The sequence below is a fragment of the Nocardia sp. NPDC057663 genome (assembly GCF_042799895.1).
GTDB lineage: Bacteria > Actinomycetota > Actinomycetes > Mycobacteriales > Mycobacteriaceae > Nocardia.
Window position 1 is genome coordinate 783,318 of the sequence record NZ_JBHVHX010000001.1, and the last position, 16,217, is coordinate 799,534.

Here is a 16,217-nt window from a genome sequence, read left to right on the forward strand (position 1 = left end):
GCTGTTCGACGTCGTATGAATTCGAAGCGTGCCGCACCGCGACATCCCTACGCAACCGTAGGGACGCCACCGCCCGGAGGAATTGTTCACACGGATGAAACAGACGAAACGGACACGTGACCGAGAGATATTCCGGTGCAACATGTTCCATCTACCGTTCCGCTCACGAATACAGCCGCTGTATACAACTTGGTGTACATCCGTTACCCGGGGCAGCAGCGGCGGTGTTCGTTGTGGCGCGCATGCGCCGCCGTAACACCTGATGAGGAGAACCGCCCATGTCTGAATCCCGTTTGGTCAAGGCACTCACGGTGCCCGCCGCGGTGGCCATCGCCGGCCTGTTGCTCACCGGCTGCGGTGCGCGTGACGACGCGTCCACCGGCTCGAACGCCGCGTCCTGCGTCGACACCACGAAGGACACGATCAAGGTCGGCTCGCTGCACTCGCTGTCGGGCACCATGGCCATTTCCGAAGTCACCGTGGCCAATTCGACCAAGCTGGCGATCGACCAGATCAACGCCGCGGGCGGCGTGCTCGGCAAGAAGATCGAGCTCGTCCTCGAAGACGGCGCCTCGGACCCGAAGACCTTCGCCGAGAAGGCCGAGAAGCTGATCAGCTCCGACTGTGTCGCCGCGGTGTTCGGCGGCTGGACCTCGTCGAGCCGCAAGGCCATGAAGCCCAAGTTCGAGAGCCTGAACTCGCTGCTCTACTACCCCGTGCAGTACGAGGGCCTGGAAGACAGCAAGAACATCTTCTACACCGGCGCCACCACCAACCAGCAGATCATCCCCGCGCTGGACTACCTGAAGCAGAAGGGCATCAAGTCCCTCTACCTGGTCGGCTCGGACTACGTCTTCCCGCAGACCGCCAACCGCGAGATCAAGGCCTACGCCGCGGCCAACGGCATCGAGATCAAGGGCGAGGACTACACCCCGCTCGGCTCGACCGACTTCTCCACCATCGTCAACAAGGTCCGCAGCGCCAAGGCCGGCGCGGTGTTCAACACCCTCAACGGCGACTCCAACGTCGCGTTCTTCCGCGAGTACACCAACGCGGGCCTGAAAGCCGCTGAGATGCCGGTGGTTTCGGTGTCGATCGCCGAGGAAGAGGTCGCGGGCATCGGCGCGCAGAACATCGCGGGCCAGCTGACCGCCTGGAACTACTACCAGACTGTCGACTCCCCGGTGAACAAGAAGTTCGTCGCCGACTACAAGGCCGCCTTCGGCGCCGACAAGCCCACCTCGGACCCGATGGAAGCCGCCTACGCCTCGGTCTTCCTGTGGAAGAACACCGTCGAGAAGGCCAAGTCGTTCGCCGTGGCCGACGTGCAGGCCGCCGCCGACGGCGTCAGCTTCGAGGCGCCCGAGGGCACCGTCACCATCGACGGCTCCAACCACCACATCACCAAGACCGCCCGGATCGGCGAGATCCGCCCGGACGGCCTGATCTACACGGTGTGGGATTCCGGCAAGGCGATCACCCCGGATCCGTACCTGAAGTCCTACGACTGGGCCAAGGGCCTCAAGTAACAGCCCGACAGGTGTGGGACGCGCCGTGCACGGTGCGTCCCACACCGCCCCATTTCCAAGGAGTCCACTGCAATGGACGTGCTGATCGGCCAGCTCTTCACGGGGTTGAGCCTGGGATCCATTCTTCTGCTCGCCGCGCTCGGCCTGTCGCTGACCTTCGGTCAGATGGGCGTCATCAATATGGCGCACGGCGAGTTCATCATGGCCGGCTGCTACACCACCTACGTTGTGCAGCAGGTCTTCTCGTCGGCGGGCGTCTCGCTGGTCGTGTCGCTGTTGCTGGGCTTCCTGATCGGCGGCCTGCTCGGCGCCGCCCTGGAAATGGGCCTGATCCGCTACATGTACGACCGTCCGCTGGACACGCTGCTGGTCACCTTCGGTGTCGGGCTCGTGCTGCAGCAGGCCGCGCGGGACATCTTCGGCGCACCCGCCAAGAACGTGCTCGTGCCCGAATGGCTCAGTGGCGGAATCACTATCGCGGGTGCCGTGGTGCCCAAGACCCGCATCTTCATCCTGGTGCTGGCGATCGTCGCGGTGACCGCGCTGGCCGCCGTGCTCAAGGCCACGCCGATGGGCAGGCGTATTCGCGCCGTCGTGCAGAACCGCGGGCTGGCCGAAACCTCCGGCATTTCTTCGCGTTTCACCGATATCAGCACGTTCTTCATCGGCTCCGGCCTGGCCGGTGTCGCCGGTGTCGCGCTCACCCTGATCGGCTCGACGAGTCCGACCATCGGTCAGAGCTACCTGATCGACGCGTTCCTGGTGGTCGTGATCGGTGGCCTCGGCCAGATCAAGGGCACGGTCATCGCGGCATTCGCGCTCGGCCTGCTCAACTCGTACATCGAATACTCGACCACTGCGTCCATCGCGAAGGTGATCGTGTTCGTGCTGATCGTCATCTTCCTGCAGGTCCGCCCGCAGGGTCTGTTCACCGTGCGGACGAGGAGCCTGGCATGACCGCACTCAAGGAACGTCTCAGCGCCTACCCCAGGCTGACCCCGCTCGCAGGCTTCGCCATCGCCGCCTTCCTGCTGTTCGCGGTGGCCCCGGCGGTCCTGAGCGACTTCCGCCTGAACCTGCTCGCCAAGTTCCTCTGCTTCGCCATCGTGGCGGCGGGCATCGGATTGGCCTGGGGCCGTGGCGGAATGCTCACCCTCGGCCAGGGTGTGTTCTTCGGCATCGGCGCCTACATCATGGCCATGCACATGCAGCTCGCCGACGCCGCTCGCCTCGGCAACGATGTCCCGGAGTTCATGGAGATCTCCGGCATCAGCGAACTGCCCGCGTTCTGGCAGCCGTTCGCCTCCGCGCCGATGGCCATCCTCGCCATCCTGGTGCTGCCCGCGCTCGTGGCCGCCGTGCTCGGCTACGGCGTGTTCAAGCGCCGGGTGCGTGGCGCGTACTTCGCCATCCTGAGCCAGGCGCTGGCCGCGGCGCTGGCCATCCTGCTCACCGGTCAGCAGGCCATCGGTGGCTTCACCGGCCTGTCGGACTTCCGGTCCTTCTTCGGGTTCCGGCTCTCCGACCCGGTCAACCGCCAGATGCTGTTCTTCATCGCCGCAGGCACGCTGCTGCTGGTCGTCGCGCTGATCCGGCAGCTCAACCGCAGCCGCTACGGCGAACTGCTGGTCGCGGTGCGTGACGCGGAGGAGCGGGTGCGCTTCCTCGGCTACGACCCGGCCAACATCAAGATCGTCGCCTATGTGGTGGCGGCGTTCCTGGCAGGCATCGCGGGTGCGCTGTTCACCCCGATCGTCGGCATCATCTCCCCCGCCGACATCGGCGTCGTCCCGTCGATCGCGTTCCTGATCGGTGTCGCGATCGGTGGCCGCACCACCCTGCTCGGCCCGGTCCTCGGCGCGATCGGCGTCGCCTGGGCGCAGACTTCGCTCTCGGAGTCGTTCCCGTCGGGCTGGACCTACCTGCAGGGCGTGCTGTTCATCGTGGTCGTCGGGTTCATTCCCGCCGGACTGGCCGGACTGTGGCCGCTGTTCAAGGGCTGGTGGCAGAGCCGGAAACCGGAACCCGCACCCGCACCCGCACCGGCGGTGGCCGAACCCGCCGTCGTCACCGAGGAGAAGGTGGAAGCGCGATGACCACACACGAGCCCAAAGCGGGCGGCAACGCGGGCATGGACAGCGACTACCTCGAAATCCGTGGTCTCTCGGTGAGTTTCGACGGATTCAAGGCCGTCACCGACGTCGATCTGACGGTGCTGCAGGGCGACCTGCGGTTCCTGATCGGCCCCAACGGCGCGGGCAAGACCACGCTCATCGACGCCATCACCGGCCTGGTGCCCGCCACCGGCTCGGCCCAGAAGTCGGGCACCGAGCTGCTCGGCAAGAAGGTGCACCAGATCGCGCGTCTCGGCGTCGGCCGCACCTTCCAGACCGCGAGCGTGTTCGAGCAGCTCAGCGTGCTGCAGAACCTGGATATCGCGGCGGGAGCGGGCCGTTCGGCGCTGTCGCTGCTGCGGGCACGCAAATCGGTGTTGCCGAGTATCGAAGAGGCTTTGGAGACAACGGGTCTCACTGCGTTGCGGGACAAGCCCGCCGGGGTGCTGGCGCACGGCCAGAAGCAGTGGCTCGAGATCGGCATGCTGCTGGTGCAGAACGCCTCGGTGCTGCTGCTCGACGAACCGGTCGCGGGCATGAGTGCCGAGGAGCGGGAAGAGACCGGAAACCTGTTGCGCCGCATCGGTGGTGACCGCGTGGTCGTCGTCGTCGAGCACGACATGGACTTCATGCGATCTTTCGCCACCTCGGTCACCGTCCTCGCCGGCGGCACGGTGCTCAGCGAGGGCAGCGTCGAAGAGGTGCAGGCCGATCCGAAGGTGCAGGAGGTCTACCTCGGCACCGCGGCACTTGCCGAGGACGAGACGAACAAGGAGTCGGCCGATGCTTGAACTACACGACATCCACTCGGGATACGGGCGCACCGAGGTCATCCACGGCGTCAGCCTGACCGTGCCCGACGACAGCGTGGTCGCCATCATGGGCCACAACGGCGCGGGCAAGACCACCCTGCTGCGCACCGCCGTCGGGCTGCTGCCGACCAAGTCCGGCACGATCACCTTCGACGGCGAGAAGGTCACCAAACTCGCACCGTCGCAACGGGTCAAGCGCGGTATCGCCTACGTCCCGCAGGGCCAGCAGAGTTTCCCCCAGCTGACCACCGCCGAGAACCTGCAGGTGGTGGCGGACGGACGCAAGCGAGGCAAGGCGCTGATCGACGAATCGCTCGACCTGTTCCCCGCGCTGCGTGAACTGCTGACCCGCAAGGCCGGTCTGCTGTCCGGCGGCCAGCGTCAGCAGCTGGCCATCGCGCGTGCCCTGATCACCGAGCCCAAGCTGCTCATCCTCGACGAGCCGACCGAGGGTATCCAGCCGTCGGTGGTCGCCGAGATCGAGCGCACCATCATCGACCTCACCCGGCGCGGTGGGCTCAGTGTGCTGCTGGTCGAGCAGCACATCGGCTTCGCACTGCAAGCCGCCCAGCACTACTACGTGCTGCATTCGGGGCATCTCGGCTCGTCGGGCGAGGGCGGGACCGGCGCGGAATCCGCGGTCCGCGCGGCGATGGCGATCTGAACGCAGGCCCCCGCATGGCACGAAAGGGCTCAGGTGAGGGCGTCCGTCCCGGACGGGTGTCGCTGGCCGAGCGCGTCTACGTGGCGTTGCGGGACGACCTCGCCACCGGGGAACTCCAACCGACCGAACGACTCCGCGCCGAACGGCTGGCCCTGCGGTACGGCGTCTCGCGCACCCCGGTGCGCGAGGCGCTGGCCAGGTTGCAGGCCGACGGGCTGGTCCAGCGTCATCCCGACGGGCTCTACCCGTACCGCCTGCGCCTGGCGGAGCTGGACGAGCTCTACGAGCTACGGATCGTGCTGGAAGCGAGGGGTTTTCAGCGCATCGATGCCACCGACTCGGTCCAGCCACACAGTCCGGCCGCACACGACCTGCCCGCCGTGCGCGCCGAACTGGATCGCTGGCGCGAATACCGCGACACGCCACCGGAACCCGGGCCGGAGCTGGTGGCAGCGGACGAACGATTCCACACCGAACTGCTTCGGGCAGCGGGCAATTCGGCGCTCGCCGACGCGCTGACAGCCGTCTATCTGCGGGTGCGCCCGGTCCGCACCATGGACGCGCCGAACGCCGAACGGGTCGCGGCGATGACCACCGACCACATCGCCATCGCCGAGCAGGTGCTGGCTGGCGAGCAGGACCAGGCCCTGCACACCCTCACCGCCCACATCGCTTCCTCCCGCGCCCACGTCCGGGTGCGCGCCGAGCAAGCGATCGCGTTCACCAAACTCGGTAGTGCCGTGCGGGATTGAACGTTCAGCAGCCGTCCTGGAACGGCCAGCACTGGGTCGGCCCCTTACTGGCAGGCGTGGTGGGCGCCCTGGTCGTGGTCTGGGTGGTCTCCGAGGTCGTCCGCGGAGTGGGCGGGTCGTCCAGCAGGGCCTGCCCGACCACCAGGAACACGACGAAGACACCGATCAGGGCCGCCGCGAACACGATCGGCCCCGCCAGCTTTCCCCGCCGGGTCGGGTCCGCCGGCGGCGCCTGGATCGGTTCGGTGAACTTGCGTGGCTGCGGCGGGATCGGCGCCTGCGCCGGACGGTTGCCGTCGAAACCGTCGGCGGCGAGGTCGTTGCGCGAGGGTGTCAGGTCACCGACGCCCAGCGCGGTGCACGTGGTGAGTACCCGGTCGATGGTCCATTCACGGGGGCCCGCGGAGAACCCCTCGAGATAGACCCGCAGCTCATGGGCGTCGACGGTATTCGCGACGAGCACGTCCAGCCCGGGTCGCAGGGCGGTGCGCGCCGGTCGCACCACCACGCCCCGATAGGGCACCATCACCACCGCGCCGGACACATGCCTGCTGTCCTGCAATGCCTGCTCCAGCGCGACCCGTACCGCGTGCACGCCGTGCTCGACCCGGTCGGTCAGGCCTGTCGACTGCTCGGTGTCCAGATCGAGCGGACTGTCACTGATCGTCCAGGTGCCCGCCGACACCGCGAGCAGCCCGCTCTGCCGCCGCCGGAACCCCATCACCTCGATGACCGTGATCCCCCGCGGTGTCACGATCACCGCGCCCAGCCTGCGATCGCCCACCTGGCAATCGACCAGCGCGAGCCCCGTGCTCGGATAGGCATGCAGGCATTCGACGAACTCCCGCTCGGCGCCGGAGAGCTCCGCACCCGGCCTGATCCGAACCAGCATTCCGATGTACCCCTACCAGTGCTGCGACCTCACACCGCCGCTGCGCGCTGCGGTACCCACCGATCATGACGCGCAACTGTTGCGAAAACCACTGGAAACCAAAGAAAACCGGCACTCTCGCGCAGTCGGCACCGAAATTCGATACTGGCGAGTACGCTCCGACTCGACCGGGCGACGTCGAGAAAGCAGGTGGACACCAGATGGCCGCAGCGCCCCTACCACGGGTTTCACCGGGACGGTTCGGCGAGCTCGGACCGATCAACTGGGTTGTCTGGCAAGTGCTTTCCCGCGCCTCGGGCACCGACGACGCGCATCTTTTCAGCACACTCGGTCGCACCGGCGGATTGTTCCGCGGCTGGCTGCATTTCTCCGGCAAGCTCATGCCGGGTGGGCGGCTGCCCCGCGCCGAGGCCGAGCTGGTGATCCTGCGCGTCGCGCACCTGCGCGAGTGCGCCTACGAGACCGACCACCATCGCCGTCTCGGCCGCAAAGCGGGCCTGACCGGCGTCGAGATCGACCGGATCGGCACCGGGCCCGATGCCGAGGGCTGGACGCCGCGACAGCGAGCCCTGCTCACCGTCACCGATCAGCTGGTGACCACCCGGAATGTGGACGACGCGGCCTGGGCGGCGCTCGCCGCGCATTACGACGAACGGCTGCTGATCGAGATCGTGCTGCTGATCAACCAGTACGAAGGCCTGGCCGCCACCATCACGACGCTGCGGATCGACCGAGATACCTTCTAGAACTGTGACCCAGGTCATAGGGCGGAACGGGGGCTCTTCTCGCCATCGTTAAGGCGTACAAAGTACGGAGTTAATCGCCACCGAGGAGAACCGCATGCAGATCACCAGTTCGGCCATCTCGCTCAATGTCGCCGACCCGCAGGCCTCGGCCCGGTTCCTGATCGACCACCTCGGTTTCACCGAGCAGATGGCCGCCGACGGATTCGTCTCCCTGCAACGTGCCGACGCGGGCATGAACGTCATCTACCTGCGCACCGGGCTGACCACGTTCAAGCCGGCGCGCATCGCGGGCAACGCCGGCGACGGCACGCTCGTGGTGTTCACCGTCGACGACATCGACACCGAATACGAACGCCTGCGCGGTGCGGGCGTTCCGATCGAGACGCCCATCGAGACCGAGGAGTGGGGCGAGCGCTACTTCCAGATGACCGACCCGAACGGGATCGTCATCCAGCTCGTGCAGTGGGTGTGATCAGCGGCGCGCGATCCGCAGCGCGGCCACGATCATCGGGATCTGCAGCGGCAGCCGCGCCAGCACACCGGCCTTGAACAGGCCGGGCGCCTTGGGGTTGCCGACCACGTCGACGGCCATCTGGACGTTGGCGGGGAAGACGCCGATGAACAGTGCCGCGGCCAGCCAGCCACCGAAGCGGCGGGTGCGCGGCACCGCGAGCGCGGTCGCCACACCGAGCTCGGCAACCCCGGACGCGTAGGTGTAGGTCCGCGGGTTGCCGGGCAGCTTCGGCGGCACGATGCCGTCGAACGGCTTCGGCGCGACGAAGTGCAGAACGCCCATCACGAACAGCAGCCCGCTCAGATAGGAGTGCGTGCGTCGACGGGGAGTTTCGGTAGCCACACCCGAACTCTGCCACACGGCTCCCCGTCGGCACACCCCTGATCTCAGCCCAGAATCGCCCGGAACGCCTCGGCCGGCGGGGACACCGGGCGGCCGATGAGCTTGGCCAGATCGCCGGTGCGGACCTCGAGCAGTCCGTCGGCGATGCCGCTGTCGGCGTCGGCCAGTGCCGCCGCCACCGGGTCGGGCAGGCCCGCCTGGCCGAGGACCGCGGCGTAGTCGGCTTCGGCCAGGTTCTCGTAGCGCACCGGCGTGCCGGTGACCTCGGTGATCACAGCGGCGATGTCCGCGCCGGTCAGCGCATGGTCGCCGCCGAGTTCGTAGACGCGACCCTCGTGGCCGTCGGTGGTGAGCACGACCGCCGCGGCCCGGGCGTAGTCGGCGCGCGGGGCGCCGGAGACCTTGCCGTCACCCGATGCGCCCGCGAGCACACCGGTCTGTGCGGCGTGCGCGGCGCCCGCGGCGTAGTTCTCCCAGTACCAGCTGTTGCGCAGCAGGACCGTCGGCACCGTCGCGGTCGCGAGGACCTCCTCGGTACCGCGGTGTTCCTGCGCGAGGATCATCCGGTTGTCCGACGCGACCGGGATGCTGGTGTAGGCGAGCAGCTGGACGCCCGCACGCTCGGCGGCCCGAATGACAGTGGTGTGCTGGGCGACCCGGGCGCCGAACTCGTTGCCCGAGACCAGCAGCACCCGGTCGACACCCGCGAGCGCGGCATCGAGGGCGGCCGGGTCGTCATAGGAGGCCTGGCGCACCTGCGCGCCGCGTTCGGCGAGATCGGCCACCTTGGCGGGATCGCGCACGATCGCCACCGGTCGCTCCCCTACCTCCAGCAGAGCCTCGACGACGAGCCTGCCCAGCTGTCCACTCGCTCCGGTCACCGCAACGGTCATGATCTTCCTCCAGGGTTCGCACTGATCTTCATGCACTAACTATTAGTAAGCACTATTCATTCCGCAAGAGCTCTGGTCAAGACCGGTACGATCGGCACCATGAGCACGCAGCCCCCGTCGACCGACGACGATCAGGCGCTGGAAGCCGACGTCTTCGCACGTAACTGCACATCGCGGCCGGTACTGCAGAATGTCGCCAGCCGGTGGGGTGTGCTGGCGCTGGTGGCCCTACGCGAGGGGCCGTACCGGTTCAGCGCGCTACGCCGACGGGTCGACGGCGTGAGCGAACGGATGCTGTCGCAGACCCTGCAGACACTCGAACGCGACGGCATGGTTCATCGCGAGGTGCTCGAAGCCATTCCGCCGCGTGTCGAATACACGCTCACCGAACTCGGCGCGCAGGTGGCCGACCGGCTGGAGTCACTGATCGTGGTCCTGGAAACCAACATGGACACCGTCCGCGAGGCCCAGTCGAACTACCACCGTTCCGCCTCTCCGCGTATCTAGGCCAGGCTCAGGTGCGGGGCGTTTCGCGTTGGCGGCCGGCGGTTACTTGCCGAGTCGGGTCAGCCCGTGCCCGGTGAGTTACCCATATGCTCGTTTCACGAGGTCGGAAACGGTGGTGAACTCGTAGCCTCGGGCGCGCAGACCCGTGACAATGTCGGGGACAGCCGCGGCGGATTCGCGGCCGTGCATGACGTGCAGCAGCACGATCGAGCCCGGCCTGGTTTGGGCCAAGGTGTCGGTGACGATGGCTTCGCGCGTGGCGCCGCCCGCGGAATCGGGTTCGACATCCCAGGTCACCGTCGTGCGGTCGTGCTCGGCTAGGTAGTTCGGGAGGGCCCAGAGTTTCTTGCCGTAGGGCGGACGGAAGGTGATCGGCCCCTGGTAGCCGGTGCGGCGGATTTCGGCGTCGGTGCGTTCGATCTCGTCGCGCACGGTGTCGCCGGAGATCAGCACCATCCGGCGGTGGGAGTAGGAGTGGTTGCCGATCTCGTGGCCTGCGGCAGCGATCGCGGCACCGTATTCGGGGTGGGCGGCCAGATTGTCGCCGACCAGGTAGAAGGTGGCGGGGACCTGCAGTTCGGCGAGCATGCGGAGAATCTCGGGCGTGCGTTCAGTGGGCCCGTCGTCGAAGGTCAGCGCGACCAGTTTTTCGTCGGTCTCGACCCGATCGACCAACCTGCCCGCCAGCTGGTAGGTCCGCGAATTCATCAGCACATACAGCCCGGCAACAACTGCCAGCACTACGACGACCCCCGCAGCCCCACCGACCAACCACCTACGCACTAAAGCTGTATACCGCAGGAGGGGAACTAGCCGACTGGCGAACGCAAGAACATGGGTAACTCACCGGGCACGGGCTAACCCGTACCCGGTGTAGACCGCCAGCCGCCAACGCCGACCAGCCCCGCACCTAAGCCCGGCCTGAATACGCGGAGAGGCGGCTACTGTATGACCTGGGTGATGTCGCCCGGGTTCAGGTAGTCGAAGAAACGGTGGGCGCCGTCTTCGGTCATGCGCACACATCCGTGCGACTGCGAATTGACCGGGCCGACATGGAATGCCATGTCACCGTTGAAGAAGGTGGCCCAGCGCATCGGCGCATTGTGCATCGTGCTCCAGTGGAATTCCCGCTTGAAGGAAATCCTGGTGACCGCGGGCGGGGTTTCGTAGCCGGCCATGCCGTGCGAAATCGGTGTCGGGCCGAAGATGACGCGGCCGTTGTCGACCAGCCACGCCTCGTTCGTCGACAGCCGCATGCAGGCCCTGGCCTCGACCACCGGGCACGGCGACGCGGTCGGAATGATCGACTGAACACCGGGAACATCGGGGCCACCGGGGAACAGCGGTTCGGCCATCGCGGGCGCCACGGTGCCGAATCCGGCCACCGCGACCAGAGCCGCAGAACGTGCTACCCAACCGAAAATGCGCTTCACAGTCCGTTGCCTCTCAACCGTGCCCGCCACCCGCGAGCCGCCGGGCGAGGGGACCATCTCATGGAACACAAAACCTGTCGAACACGAGCTTGGAACTACCTGGAGGTGCTCTCGCATCATCAGGCACAGAACGCGATTCGCCAAATCAATGCCCGAAATTTTGGCCGAAAAGAAATACACGCAATTCGTGTCGCGAGCACCTGGACACGGCGAAGGGGCGGCCGCTGTGCGACCGCCCCTTCGATGTCTTCGATACTTCAGAAGTTGATCATGTGGCCCGCGAGGCCGTGGATCGCTTCCTGGAGCGCTTCGCTGAGCGTCGGGTGGGTGTGCACGTTGCGCGCGAGCTCGTTGACCGTGAGGTCCCATTTCTGGGCCAAGGTCAGCTCGGGCAGCAGTTCCGACACGTCGGGGCCGATGAGGTGGCCGCCGATGAGCTCGCCGTGGGTCTTGTCGGCGATCAGCTTCACGAAACCGGTCGGGTCGGCCAGGCCGTGCGCCTTGCCGTTGGCGGTGAACGGGAAGGTCGCGACCTTCACGTCGTAGCCCTCGGCACGGGCCTGCTCCTCGGTGAGGCCGAAGCTGGCGACCTGCGGCTGGCAGAAGGTGGCGCGCGGCATCATCCGGTAGTCACCGAGGGTGAGCGTCTCCGCGCCCGCGATGGTCTCGGCGGCGACCACACCCTGCGCCTCGGCGACGTGCGCGAGCTGCAGCTTGGCGGTGACGTCACCGATCGCGTAGATGTGCGGCACGTTGGTGCGCATGTAGTCGTCGATCTCGATGGCGCCGCGATTGAGGGCGACACCGGTGGTCTCCAGGCCGTAGCCCTCCACGCGCGGTGCGAAGCCGACAGCCTGCAGCACCTTGTCGACGGTGACGGTCTCGACCGCGCCGGACTTGTTGTCCTTGATCTGGACGGTGACCTTGGAGCCGTCGTCGTCGATCGTCTGCACGGCCGCACCGGTGGTGATAGTGATGCCGAGCTTCTTGTACTGCTTGGTGATCTCCTTGGAGACGTCCTCGTCCTCGTTCGGCAGCGCGCGATCGAGGAACTCCACGATCCGCACGTCGACGCCGTAGTTCTTCAGGACGTAGGCGAACTCCATGCCGATCGCGCCGGCGCCGACGATCAGGATCGAGCCGGGGAGGTCGCGAGTGAGGATCTGCTCCTCGTAGGTGACCACGTTCTCGGAGAGCTGGGTGCCCGGCAGCAGCTTGGTGACGGTGCCGGTGGCGATGATGACGTTGTCGAACGTGATCGTCTCGGCGCCGCCCTTGGTGAGGGCCACATCGATCGAGTTCGGGCCGGTGAAGGTGCCGAGGCCGTCGAACTCGTCGATCTTGTTCTTCTTCATCAGGAAGTGCACGCCCTTGACGCGCCCGTCCGCCACCTTGCGGCTGCGATCGAAGGCGGCGCCGAAGTCGAAGCTGACCTCACCGGAGATGCCGAAGGTCTTGGCTTCCTTGTGGAAGATATGGGCCAGTTCGGCGTTGCGCAGCAGTGCCTTGGACGGGATGCAGCCCACGTTCAGGCACACGCCACCCCAGTATTTCTGCTCGACAATCGCTGTTCGCAGGCCGAGTTGAGCGGCACGGATCGCGGCGACGTATCCGCCGGGACCAGCGCCGAGAACGACGACATCGTAGTGGGAAGTCACGACCCCGAGCCTAACTCTGTTTCGGAGAGTTCACCCACCCGTCCCCCACATAGGTGAGATGTGCGCGTGACCGGCCGCCGGTCACCGTCGGCGCAGCCGTGGCGGGGCCAGATCGGTCGCGCCGAGCACCTTGCGCAGCGTGGCGGCCATGGCCTCGAGTTCGCCGGGGTCCACCTGGGCGCCGAGGCGGCGTTCGATGCCGTCGAGGTAGTGCGGGGCGGCCTCGCGGAACCGTTGCCGTCCGAGGTCGGAGATGGCGACGAGCGCCGATCTGCCGTCGTCGGGGTTGGTCTCGCGAGACAGCAGGCCGCTCGATTCCAGTTCCGTGACAAGGCGACTCACCCTGGTACGGCTGAGGACGACCTTCTCGCCGAGGTCGCTCATCCGCATCGGCCCGGCGGCATCGAGCTCGAGGAGAACGTCGTACCAGGTCAGCGGTAGTCCACAGGCTTTGCGCAGTTCGGCGTCGAGCTCGGGGACGAGGGCGGCGTGCACCTGCAGCAACGCGGCCCACGCGGCGACCGCGGGACGACGGGACGGCGGTTCGTTCAGCACCACACCACCATAGACCACTTGCGTGCGTGCGCACACAAATAGTAGCGTGTGCACGCACATAAATTCTTCCGACGACTGAGGTGGACCCCATGACCGCACTCATCACCCGCGACGAACTGGCGAAGGAAATCGCGGCGAACACCGTGACCGTGCTCGACGCCCTCGGTCCCGAGTACTACGCCAAGGCACACCTACCCGGCGCCCTCAACCTGATCGAGGACGACGTCGCCGACCGCGCCCCCGACCTCCTCCCCGACCGCGACGCGGCCATCGTGACCTACTGCTCGAACGCGGCGTGCGGCAACAGCCAGGCCGTCGCGAGCAAGCTGGAAGCGCTGGGCTACACCAACGTCCGCAAGTACCGCGAGGGCATCCAGGACTGGGCCGATGCGGGGCTGACTGTCGAAACCTCGGCCTGACCCACGACCCACCCGGCCACCTGGCATCGCCACCGTGGCCGGGTGAACGTCGTCGAAGCCATGGCCGGGCGAGCTCAGTCACCGCGGACCGACCCACGGGTCGGCGCAGTAGGGTCGGGGGGTGAGTGGTGCTACGTCGGCGGACGGGATCGGTCGCCGTCTCGACGGCACGGCGTCCACCCACCTCGTCCGGCTGCTCGTTCAAGCCGCCAGGGCTGCGGGCGTGGCCGAGGACCAGCTGGCGCGGGTCCCCGGCACGGACGAGGTGATCCTGCGCGGGGAGCTCAACCGGATCCCGATGAGCTCCCTGTTGCGGTTGTGGGAGTTGATCGCGCAGGCGCGACCCGGCGCCGGATCGGGGGCCGCGATCGCCGCCGCCGCGCCGCTCGGCTCACTCAACACCTGGGACTATCTGGTGACCACCGGTGCGACACTGGCGGATTCGCTGCGCGCGGCCCAGCCGTATCACCGCCTGGTCACCGCGGCCACCGAGGGCTTCGATCTGTCCGGCGACGGCGATCTCACCATCGGCTACCGGACCTCGGCCGGCGATCCGGCGGTGGCGTCGGTGGTCAACGAGTACGTGCTCGCCTACTACCTGCGCCGCGCGCGCGAAGCGATCGGCCGCCCGCTCGCGCCGACCCGGGTGAGCTTCGGCCATTCCGCGCCCGCCGACCGCACCGGACTGATCGCCGTATTCGGCACCGCCGACATCGAATTCGACGCCGAGGCGGATGCGATCACCTTCCACGCCGACGACGCCAACGCACCACTCGCCCGCGCCGACCCGATGCTGTCCGACCTGATGCGCAGCCACGCCGACCTGGTCCTGGCCTCCGCCCGCCCGATCGCCGACCCCCTCGACGCTTTCCGCATCGCCCTCGGCGCAGCCCTGGACGCGGGCGACCCTGCCCTGCCCCGCGTCGCGAAGAGTCTCGCCATGAGCGAGCGCACCCTGCAACGCCACCTGGCCGAACACGGCACCTCGTGGCGCGACGAACTCGACCTGCTCCGCCACGAGCGCGCGAAAACCCTTCTGCGCCAAGGTCACAGCACCTCGACCGTGGCGCAGCGACTCGCATTCACCGATGACCGCGCCCTGCGCAAGGCGTTCCACCGATGGACCGGTGCCGCGCCGACCGCAGCACGCGCACGGTGAGCCCACACGGCCCGGCGGTACTATATTTCCACGCGCCGGGGCGCCGCTGACATGTCGAGCGTCCGGTACGTGGCGACCGTGTCGTGAACGGACCGGGTGGTGGCGTCCGCGGACCTGGGAGCGCGGGCCCGGCCGCCATAACGTAGTCGGCACCGGAGAGAAACACCGGCTGACCTCGAAAGAAGGCTCGATCATGTCGAACTCGACCATCGCCGCGCTGCCCACCCACACCCGCGAGATCCACCTGGCCGCCCGCCCGGACGGGGCTCCGGTCGCGACCGATTTCGCCCTGGTCGAGCGGGAACTGCCCGAGCTCGCCGACGGGCAGATCCTGGTCCGCAACACCTGGATGTCGGTCGACCCGTACATGCGGGGCCGGATGGACGACAAGGAGTCCTACATCCCGCCGTTCGAACTCGGTGCGGCACTGGATGGTTCGGCCATCGGCGAGGTGATCGCCTCCCGCGCCGCCGATATCGCGGTCGGCACCACGGTCTCGCACTTCGCCGGCTGGCGCGAACACGCCATCGTCGACGCCGCCACCGCGACCCCGATCGACCCGGAACTGGCCGCACCCCAGCACTTCCTGAGCGTGCTCGGCACCACCGGCCTCACCGCCTACGCGGCACTCACCGACGTCGCCGCGGTGCGTCCCGGCGACACGGTGTTCATCTCGGCCGCCGCGGGCGCGGTCGGCAGCGTGGCGGGCCAGATCGCCAAGGCGCTCGGCGCGAAGCGCGTGATCGGTTCCGCCGGCGGACCGGCCAAGACCCGAAAGCTGCTCGACGAGTTCGGTTTCGACGTGGCCATCGACTACCGCGCGGGCGATCTCGCCGGACAGCTCGCGGCGGCGGCGCCCGACGGCGTCGACGTCTACCTCGACAGCGTCGGCGGCGAACACCTGAAGGTCGCCATCGAGGCACTCAACCAGCACGGCCGGATCGCGCTGGTCGGCGCGATCAGCGGCTACAACGGCGCCACCGCGGAGCAGACCCCGGACCTCTACCTCGCGGCGACGAAGGAAGCGACCCTGCGCGGCATGCTGGTGACCAGCTACTTCCCGATCTTCGGCGAATACATCGCCAAGGCCGCAGGCTGGCTCGCCGACGGCACCTTGCGCACCGCCGAAACCGTCTACGAAGGCCTCGACCAGGCCCCCGCCGCCTTCCTCGGTGTTCTCAGCGGCGCCAACACCGGCAAAATGCTCGTCCACCTGGCCTGACCCGAA

19 protein-coding genes are annotated in these 16,217 nt (G+C 67.6%); 12 read left to right on the plus strand and 7 right to left on the minus strand.

The window, feature by feature from the left end:
• Positions 1–278 precede the first annotated feature (278 nt).
• From urtA to ACFVAV_RS03645, 6 genes are all read left to right on the plus strand, one after another.
• Entirely contained in the window at positions 279–1,529 is a 1,251-nt protein-coding gene (gene urtA / locus ACFVAV_RS03620) for an urea ABC transporter substrate-binding protein (RefSeq protein WP_379029274.1), read from the plus strand.
• A gap of 72 nt (positions 1,530–1,601) precedes the next feature.
• On the plus strand, positions 1,602–2,486 hold the full coding sequence (urtB, locus tag ACFVAV_RS03625) for an urea ABC transporter permease subunit UrtB (RefSeq protein ID WP_379029277.1): 885 nt from the start codon (positions 1,602–1,604) through the stop codon (positions 2,484–2,486).
• Entirely contained in the window at positions 2,483–3,625 is a 1,143-nt protein-coding gene (gene urtC / locus ACFVAV_RS03630; RefSeq protein WP_379029280.1) for an urea ABC transporter permease subunit UrtC, read from the plus strand. The genes urtB and urtC overlap by 4 nt, the downstream gene beginning before the upstream one ends.
• The gene (gene urtD / locus ACFVAV_RS03635; protein WP_379029283.1) at positions 3,622–4,434 is read left to right on the plus strand and encodes an urea ABC transporter ATP-binding protein UrtD; all 813 of its coding nucleotides are present in this window, start codon (positions 3,622–3,624) and stop codon (positions 4,432–4,434) included. The genes urtC and urtD overlap by 4 nt, the downstream gene beginning before the upstream one ends.
• Positions 4,427–5,119: an urea ABC transporter ATP-binding subunit UrtE gene (gene urtE / locus ACFVAV_RS03640; protein ID WP_379029286.1), complete on the plus strand. Its 693-nt coding sequence runs from the start codon at positions 4,427–4,429 to the stop codon at positions 5,117–5,119. The genes urtD and urtE overlap by 8 nt, the downstream gene beginning before the upstream one ends.
• 14 nt (positions 5,120–5,133) lie before the next feature.
• Positions 5,134–5,871, plus strand: a complete 738-nt coding sequence (locus tag ACFVAV_RS03645; protein WP_379029289.1) for a GntR family transcriptional regulator — start codon at positions 5,134–5,136, stop codon at positions 5,869–5,871.
• Between the two features lie 4 nt (positions 5,872–5,875).
• Here ACFVAV_RS03645 and ACFVAV_RS03650 read toward each other — a convergent pair whose 3' ends face one another.
• Positions 5,876–6,763: an NERD domain-containing protein gene (locus ACFVAV_RS03650; RefSeq protein WP_379029293.1), complete on the minus strand. Its 888-nt coding sequence runs from the start codon at positions 6,761–6,763 to the stop codon at positions 5,876–5,878.
• 200 nt (positions 6,764–6,963) lie between these two features.
• Here ACFVAV_RS03650 and ACFVAV_RS03655 point away from each other — a divergent pair, with 200 nt between their 5' ends.
• Together ACFVAV_RS03655 and ACFVAV_RS03660 are read left to right on the plus strand one after the other, a co-directional pair.
• Positions 6,964–7,509, plus strand: coding sequence for a carboxymuconolactone decarboxylase family protein (locus ACFVAV_RS03655; RefSeq protein ID WP_379029296.1), 546 nt, complete (start codon positions 6,964–6,966; stop codon positions 7,507–7,509).
• Positions 7,510–7,603: 94 nt separating this feature from the next.
• On the plus strand, positions 7,604–7,981 hold the full coding sequence (locus ACFVAV_RS03660) for a VOC family protein (protein ID WP_379029298.1): 378 nt from the start codon (positions 7,604–7,606) through the stop codon (positions 7,979–7,981).
• On the opposite strand, the gene ACFVAV_RS03665 is transcribed toward ACFVAV_RS03660, so the two are convergent.
• Both ACFVAV_RS03665 and ACFVAV_RS03670 read right to left on the minus strand, forming a co-directional pair.
• Entirely contained in the window at positions 7,982–8,305 is a 324-nt protein-coding gene (locus ACFVAV_RS03665) for a hypothetical protein (protein WP_379029961.1), read from the minus strand. It abuts the gene before it with no gap.
• A gap of 104 nt (positions 8,306–8,409) precedes the next feature.
• On the minus strand, positions 8,410–9,258 hold the full coding sequence (locus ACFVAV_RS03670; RefSeq protein ID WP_379029300.1) for an SDR family oxidoreductase: 849 nt from the start codon (positions 9,256–9,258) through the stop codon (positions 8,410–8,412).
• A 99-nt stretch (positions 9,259–9,357) separates the two neighbouring features.
• Here ACFVAV_RS03670 and ACFVAV_RS03675 point away from each other — a divergent pair, with 99 nt between their 5' ends.
• On the plus strand, positions 9,358–9,765 hold the full coding sequence (locus ACFVAV_RS03675) for a winged helix-turn-helix transcriptional regulator (RefSeq protein WP_379029303.1): 408 nt from the start codon (positions 9,358–9,360) through the stop codon (positions 9,763–9,765).
• A gap of 78 nt (positions 9,766–9,843) precedes the next feature.
• Here ACFVAV_RS03675 and ACFVAV_RS03680 read toward each other — a convergent pair whose 3' ends face one another.
• The 4 genes from ACFVAV_RS03680 to ACFVAV_RS03695 form a co-directional block, all read right to left on the minus strand.
• The gene (locus tag ACFVAV_RS03680; RefSeq protein ID WP_379029306.1) at positions 9,844–10,548 is read right to left on the minus strand and encodes a polysaccharide deacetylase family protein; all 705 of its coding nucleotides are present in this window, start codon (positions 10,546–10,548) and stop codon (positions 9,844–9,846) included.
• 158 nt (positions 10,549–10,706) lie between these two features.
• The gene (locus ACFVAV_RS03685) at positions 10,707–11,378 is read right to left on the minus strand and encodes a L,D-transpeptidase (RefSeq protein ID WP_379029309.1); all 672 of its coding nucleotides are present in this window, start codon (positions 11,376–11,378) and stop codon (positions 10,707–10,709) included.
• Positions 11,379–11,455: 77 nt separating this feature from the next.
• The gene (gene lpdA, locus ACFVAV_RS03690; protein ID WP_379029312.1) at positions 11,456–12,856 is read right to left on the minus strand and encodes a dihydrolipoyl dehydrogenase; all 1,401 of its coding nucleotides are present in this window, start codon (positions 12,854–12,856) and stop codon (positions 11,456–11,458) included.
• 81 nt (positions 12,857–12,937) lie between these two features.
• Positions 12,938–13,411, minus strand: coding sequence for a MarR family winged helix-turn-helix transcriptional regulator (locus ACFVAV_RS03695; RefSeq protein WP_379029315.1), 474 nt, complete (start codon positions 13,409–13,411; stop codon positions 12,938–12,940).
• A gap of 89 nt (positions 13,412–13,500) precedes the next feature.
• On the opposite strand from ACFVAV_RS03695, the gene ACFVAV_RS03700 reads away from it, so the two are divergent.
• The 3 genes from ACFVAV_RS03700 (at position 13,501) to ACFVAV_RS03710 (ending at position 16,211) form a co-directional block, all read left to right on the plus strand.
• Positions 13,501–13,830, plus strand: a complete 330-nt coding sequence (locus ACFVAV_RS03700; protein WP_379029318.1) for a rhodanese-like domain-containing protein — start codon at positions 13,501–13,503, stop codon at positions 13,828–13,830.
• Between the two features lie 121 nt (positions 13,831–13,951).
• Positions 13,952–14,989: an AraC family transcriptional regulator ligand-binding domain-containing protein gene (locus ACFVAV_RS03705; RefSeq protein ID WP_379029321.1), complete on the plus strand. Its 1,038-nt coding sequence runs from the start codon at positions 13,952–13,954 to the stop codon at positions 14,987–14,989.
• 193 nt (positions 14,990–15,182) lie between these two features.
• A complete protein-coding gene (locus ACFVAV_RS03710) occupies positions 15,183–16,211 on the plus strand; it encodes an NADP-dependent oxidoreductase (RefSeq protein ID WP_379029324.1) in 1,029 nt (342 codons plus the stop codon).
• Positions 16,212–16,217: the final 6 nt, after the last annotated feature.

What these genes read in the sequence shown, in the direction of transcription:
- ACFVAV_RS03710 (WP_379029324.1), top strand. Translation starts at nt 15,183, where the DNA reads ATGTCGAACTCGACCATCGCCGCGCTGCCCACCCACACCCGCGAGATC.
- ACFVAV_RS03700 (WP_379029318.1), top strand. Translation starts at nt 13,501, where the DNA reads ATGACCGCACTCATCACCCGCGACGAACTGGCGAAGGAAATCGCGGCG.
- ACFVAV_RS03650 (WP_379029293.1), bottom strand. Translation starts at nt 6,763, where the DNA reads ATGCTGGTTCGGATCAGGCCGGGTGCGGAGCTCTCCGGCGCCGAGCGG.
- urtE (WP_379029286.1), top strand. Translation starts at nt 4,427, where the DNA reads ATGCTTGAACTACACGACATCCACTCGGGATACGGGCGCACCGAGGTC.
- ACFVAV_RS03645 (WP_379029289.1), top strand. Translation starts at nt 5,134, where the DNA reads ATGGCACGAAAGGGCTCAGGTGAGGGCGTCCGTCCCGGACGGGTGTCG.
- urtA (WP_379029274.1), top strand. Translation starts at nt 279, where the DNA reads ATGTCTGAATCCCGTTTGGTCAAGGCACTCACGGTGCCCGCCGCGGTG.
- ACFVAV_RS03675 (WP_379029303.1), top strand. Translation starts at nt 9,358, where the DNA reads ATGAGCACGCAGCCCCCGTCGACCGACGACGATCAGGCGCTGGAAGCC.
- ACFVAV_RS03660 (WP_379029298.1), top strand. Translation starts at nt 7,604, where the DNA reads ATGCAGATCACCAGTTCGGCCATCTCGCTCAATGTCGCCGACCCGCAG.
- ACFVAV_RS03655 (WP_379029296.1), top strand. Translation starts at nt 6,964, where the DNA reads ATGGCCGCAGCGCCCCTACCACGGGTTTCACCGGGACGGTTCGGCGAG.
- ACFVAV_RS03665 (WP_379029961.1), bottom strand. Translation starts at nt 8,305, where the DNA reads ATGGGCGTTCTGCACTTCGTCGCGCCGAAGCCGTTCGACGGCATCGTG.
- urtB (WP_379029277.1), top strand. Translation starts at nt 1,602, where the DNA reads ATGGACGTGCTGATCGGCCAGCTCTTCACGGGGTTGAGCCTGGGATCC.
- urtC (WP_379029280.1), top strand. Translation starts at nt 2,483, where the DNA reads ATGACCGCACTCAAGGAACGTCTCAGCGCCTACCCCAGGCTGACCCCG.
- urtD (WP_379029283.1), top strand. Translation starts at nt 3,622, where the DNA reads ATGACCACACACGAGCCCAAAGCGGGCGGCAACGCGGGCATGGACAGC.
- ACFVAV_RS03670 (WP_379029300.1), bottom strand. Translation starts at nt 9,258, where the DNA reads ATGACCGTTGCGGTGACCGGAGCGAGTGGACAGCTGGGCAGGCTCGTC.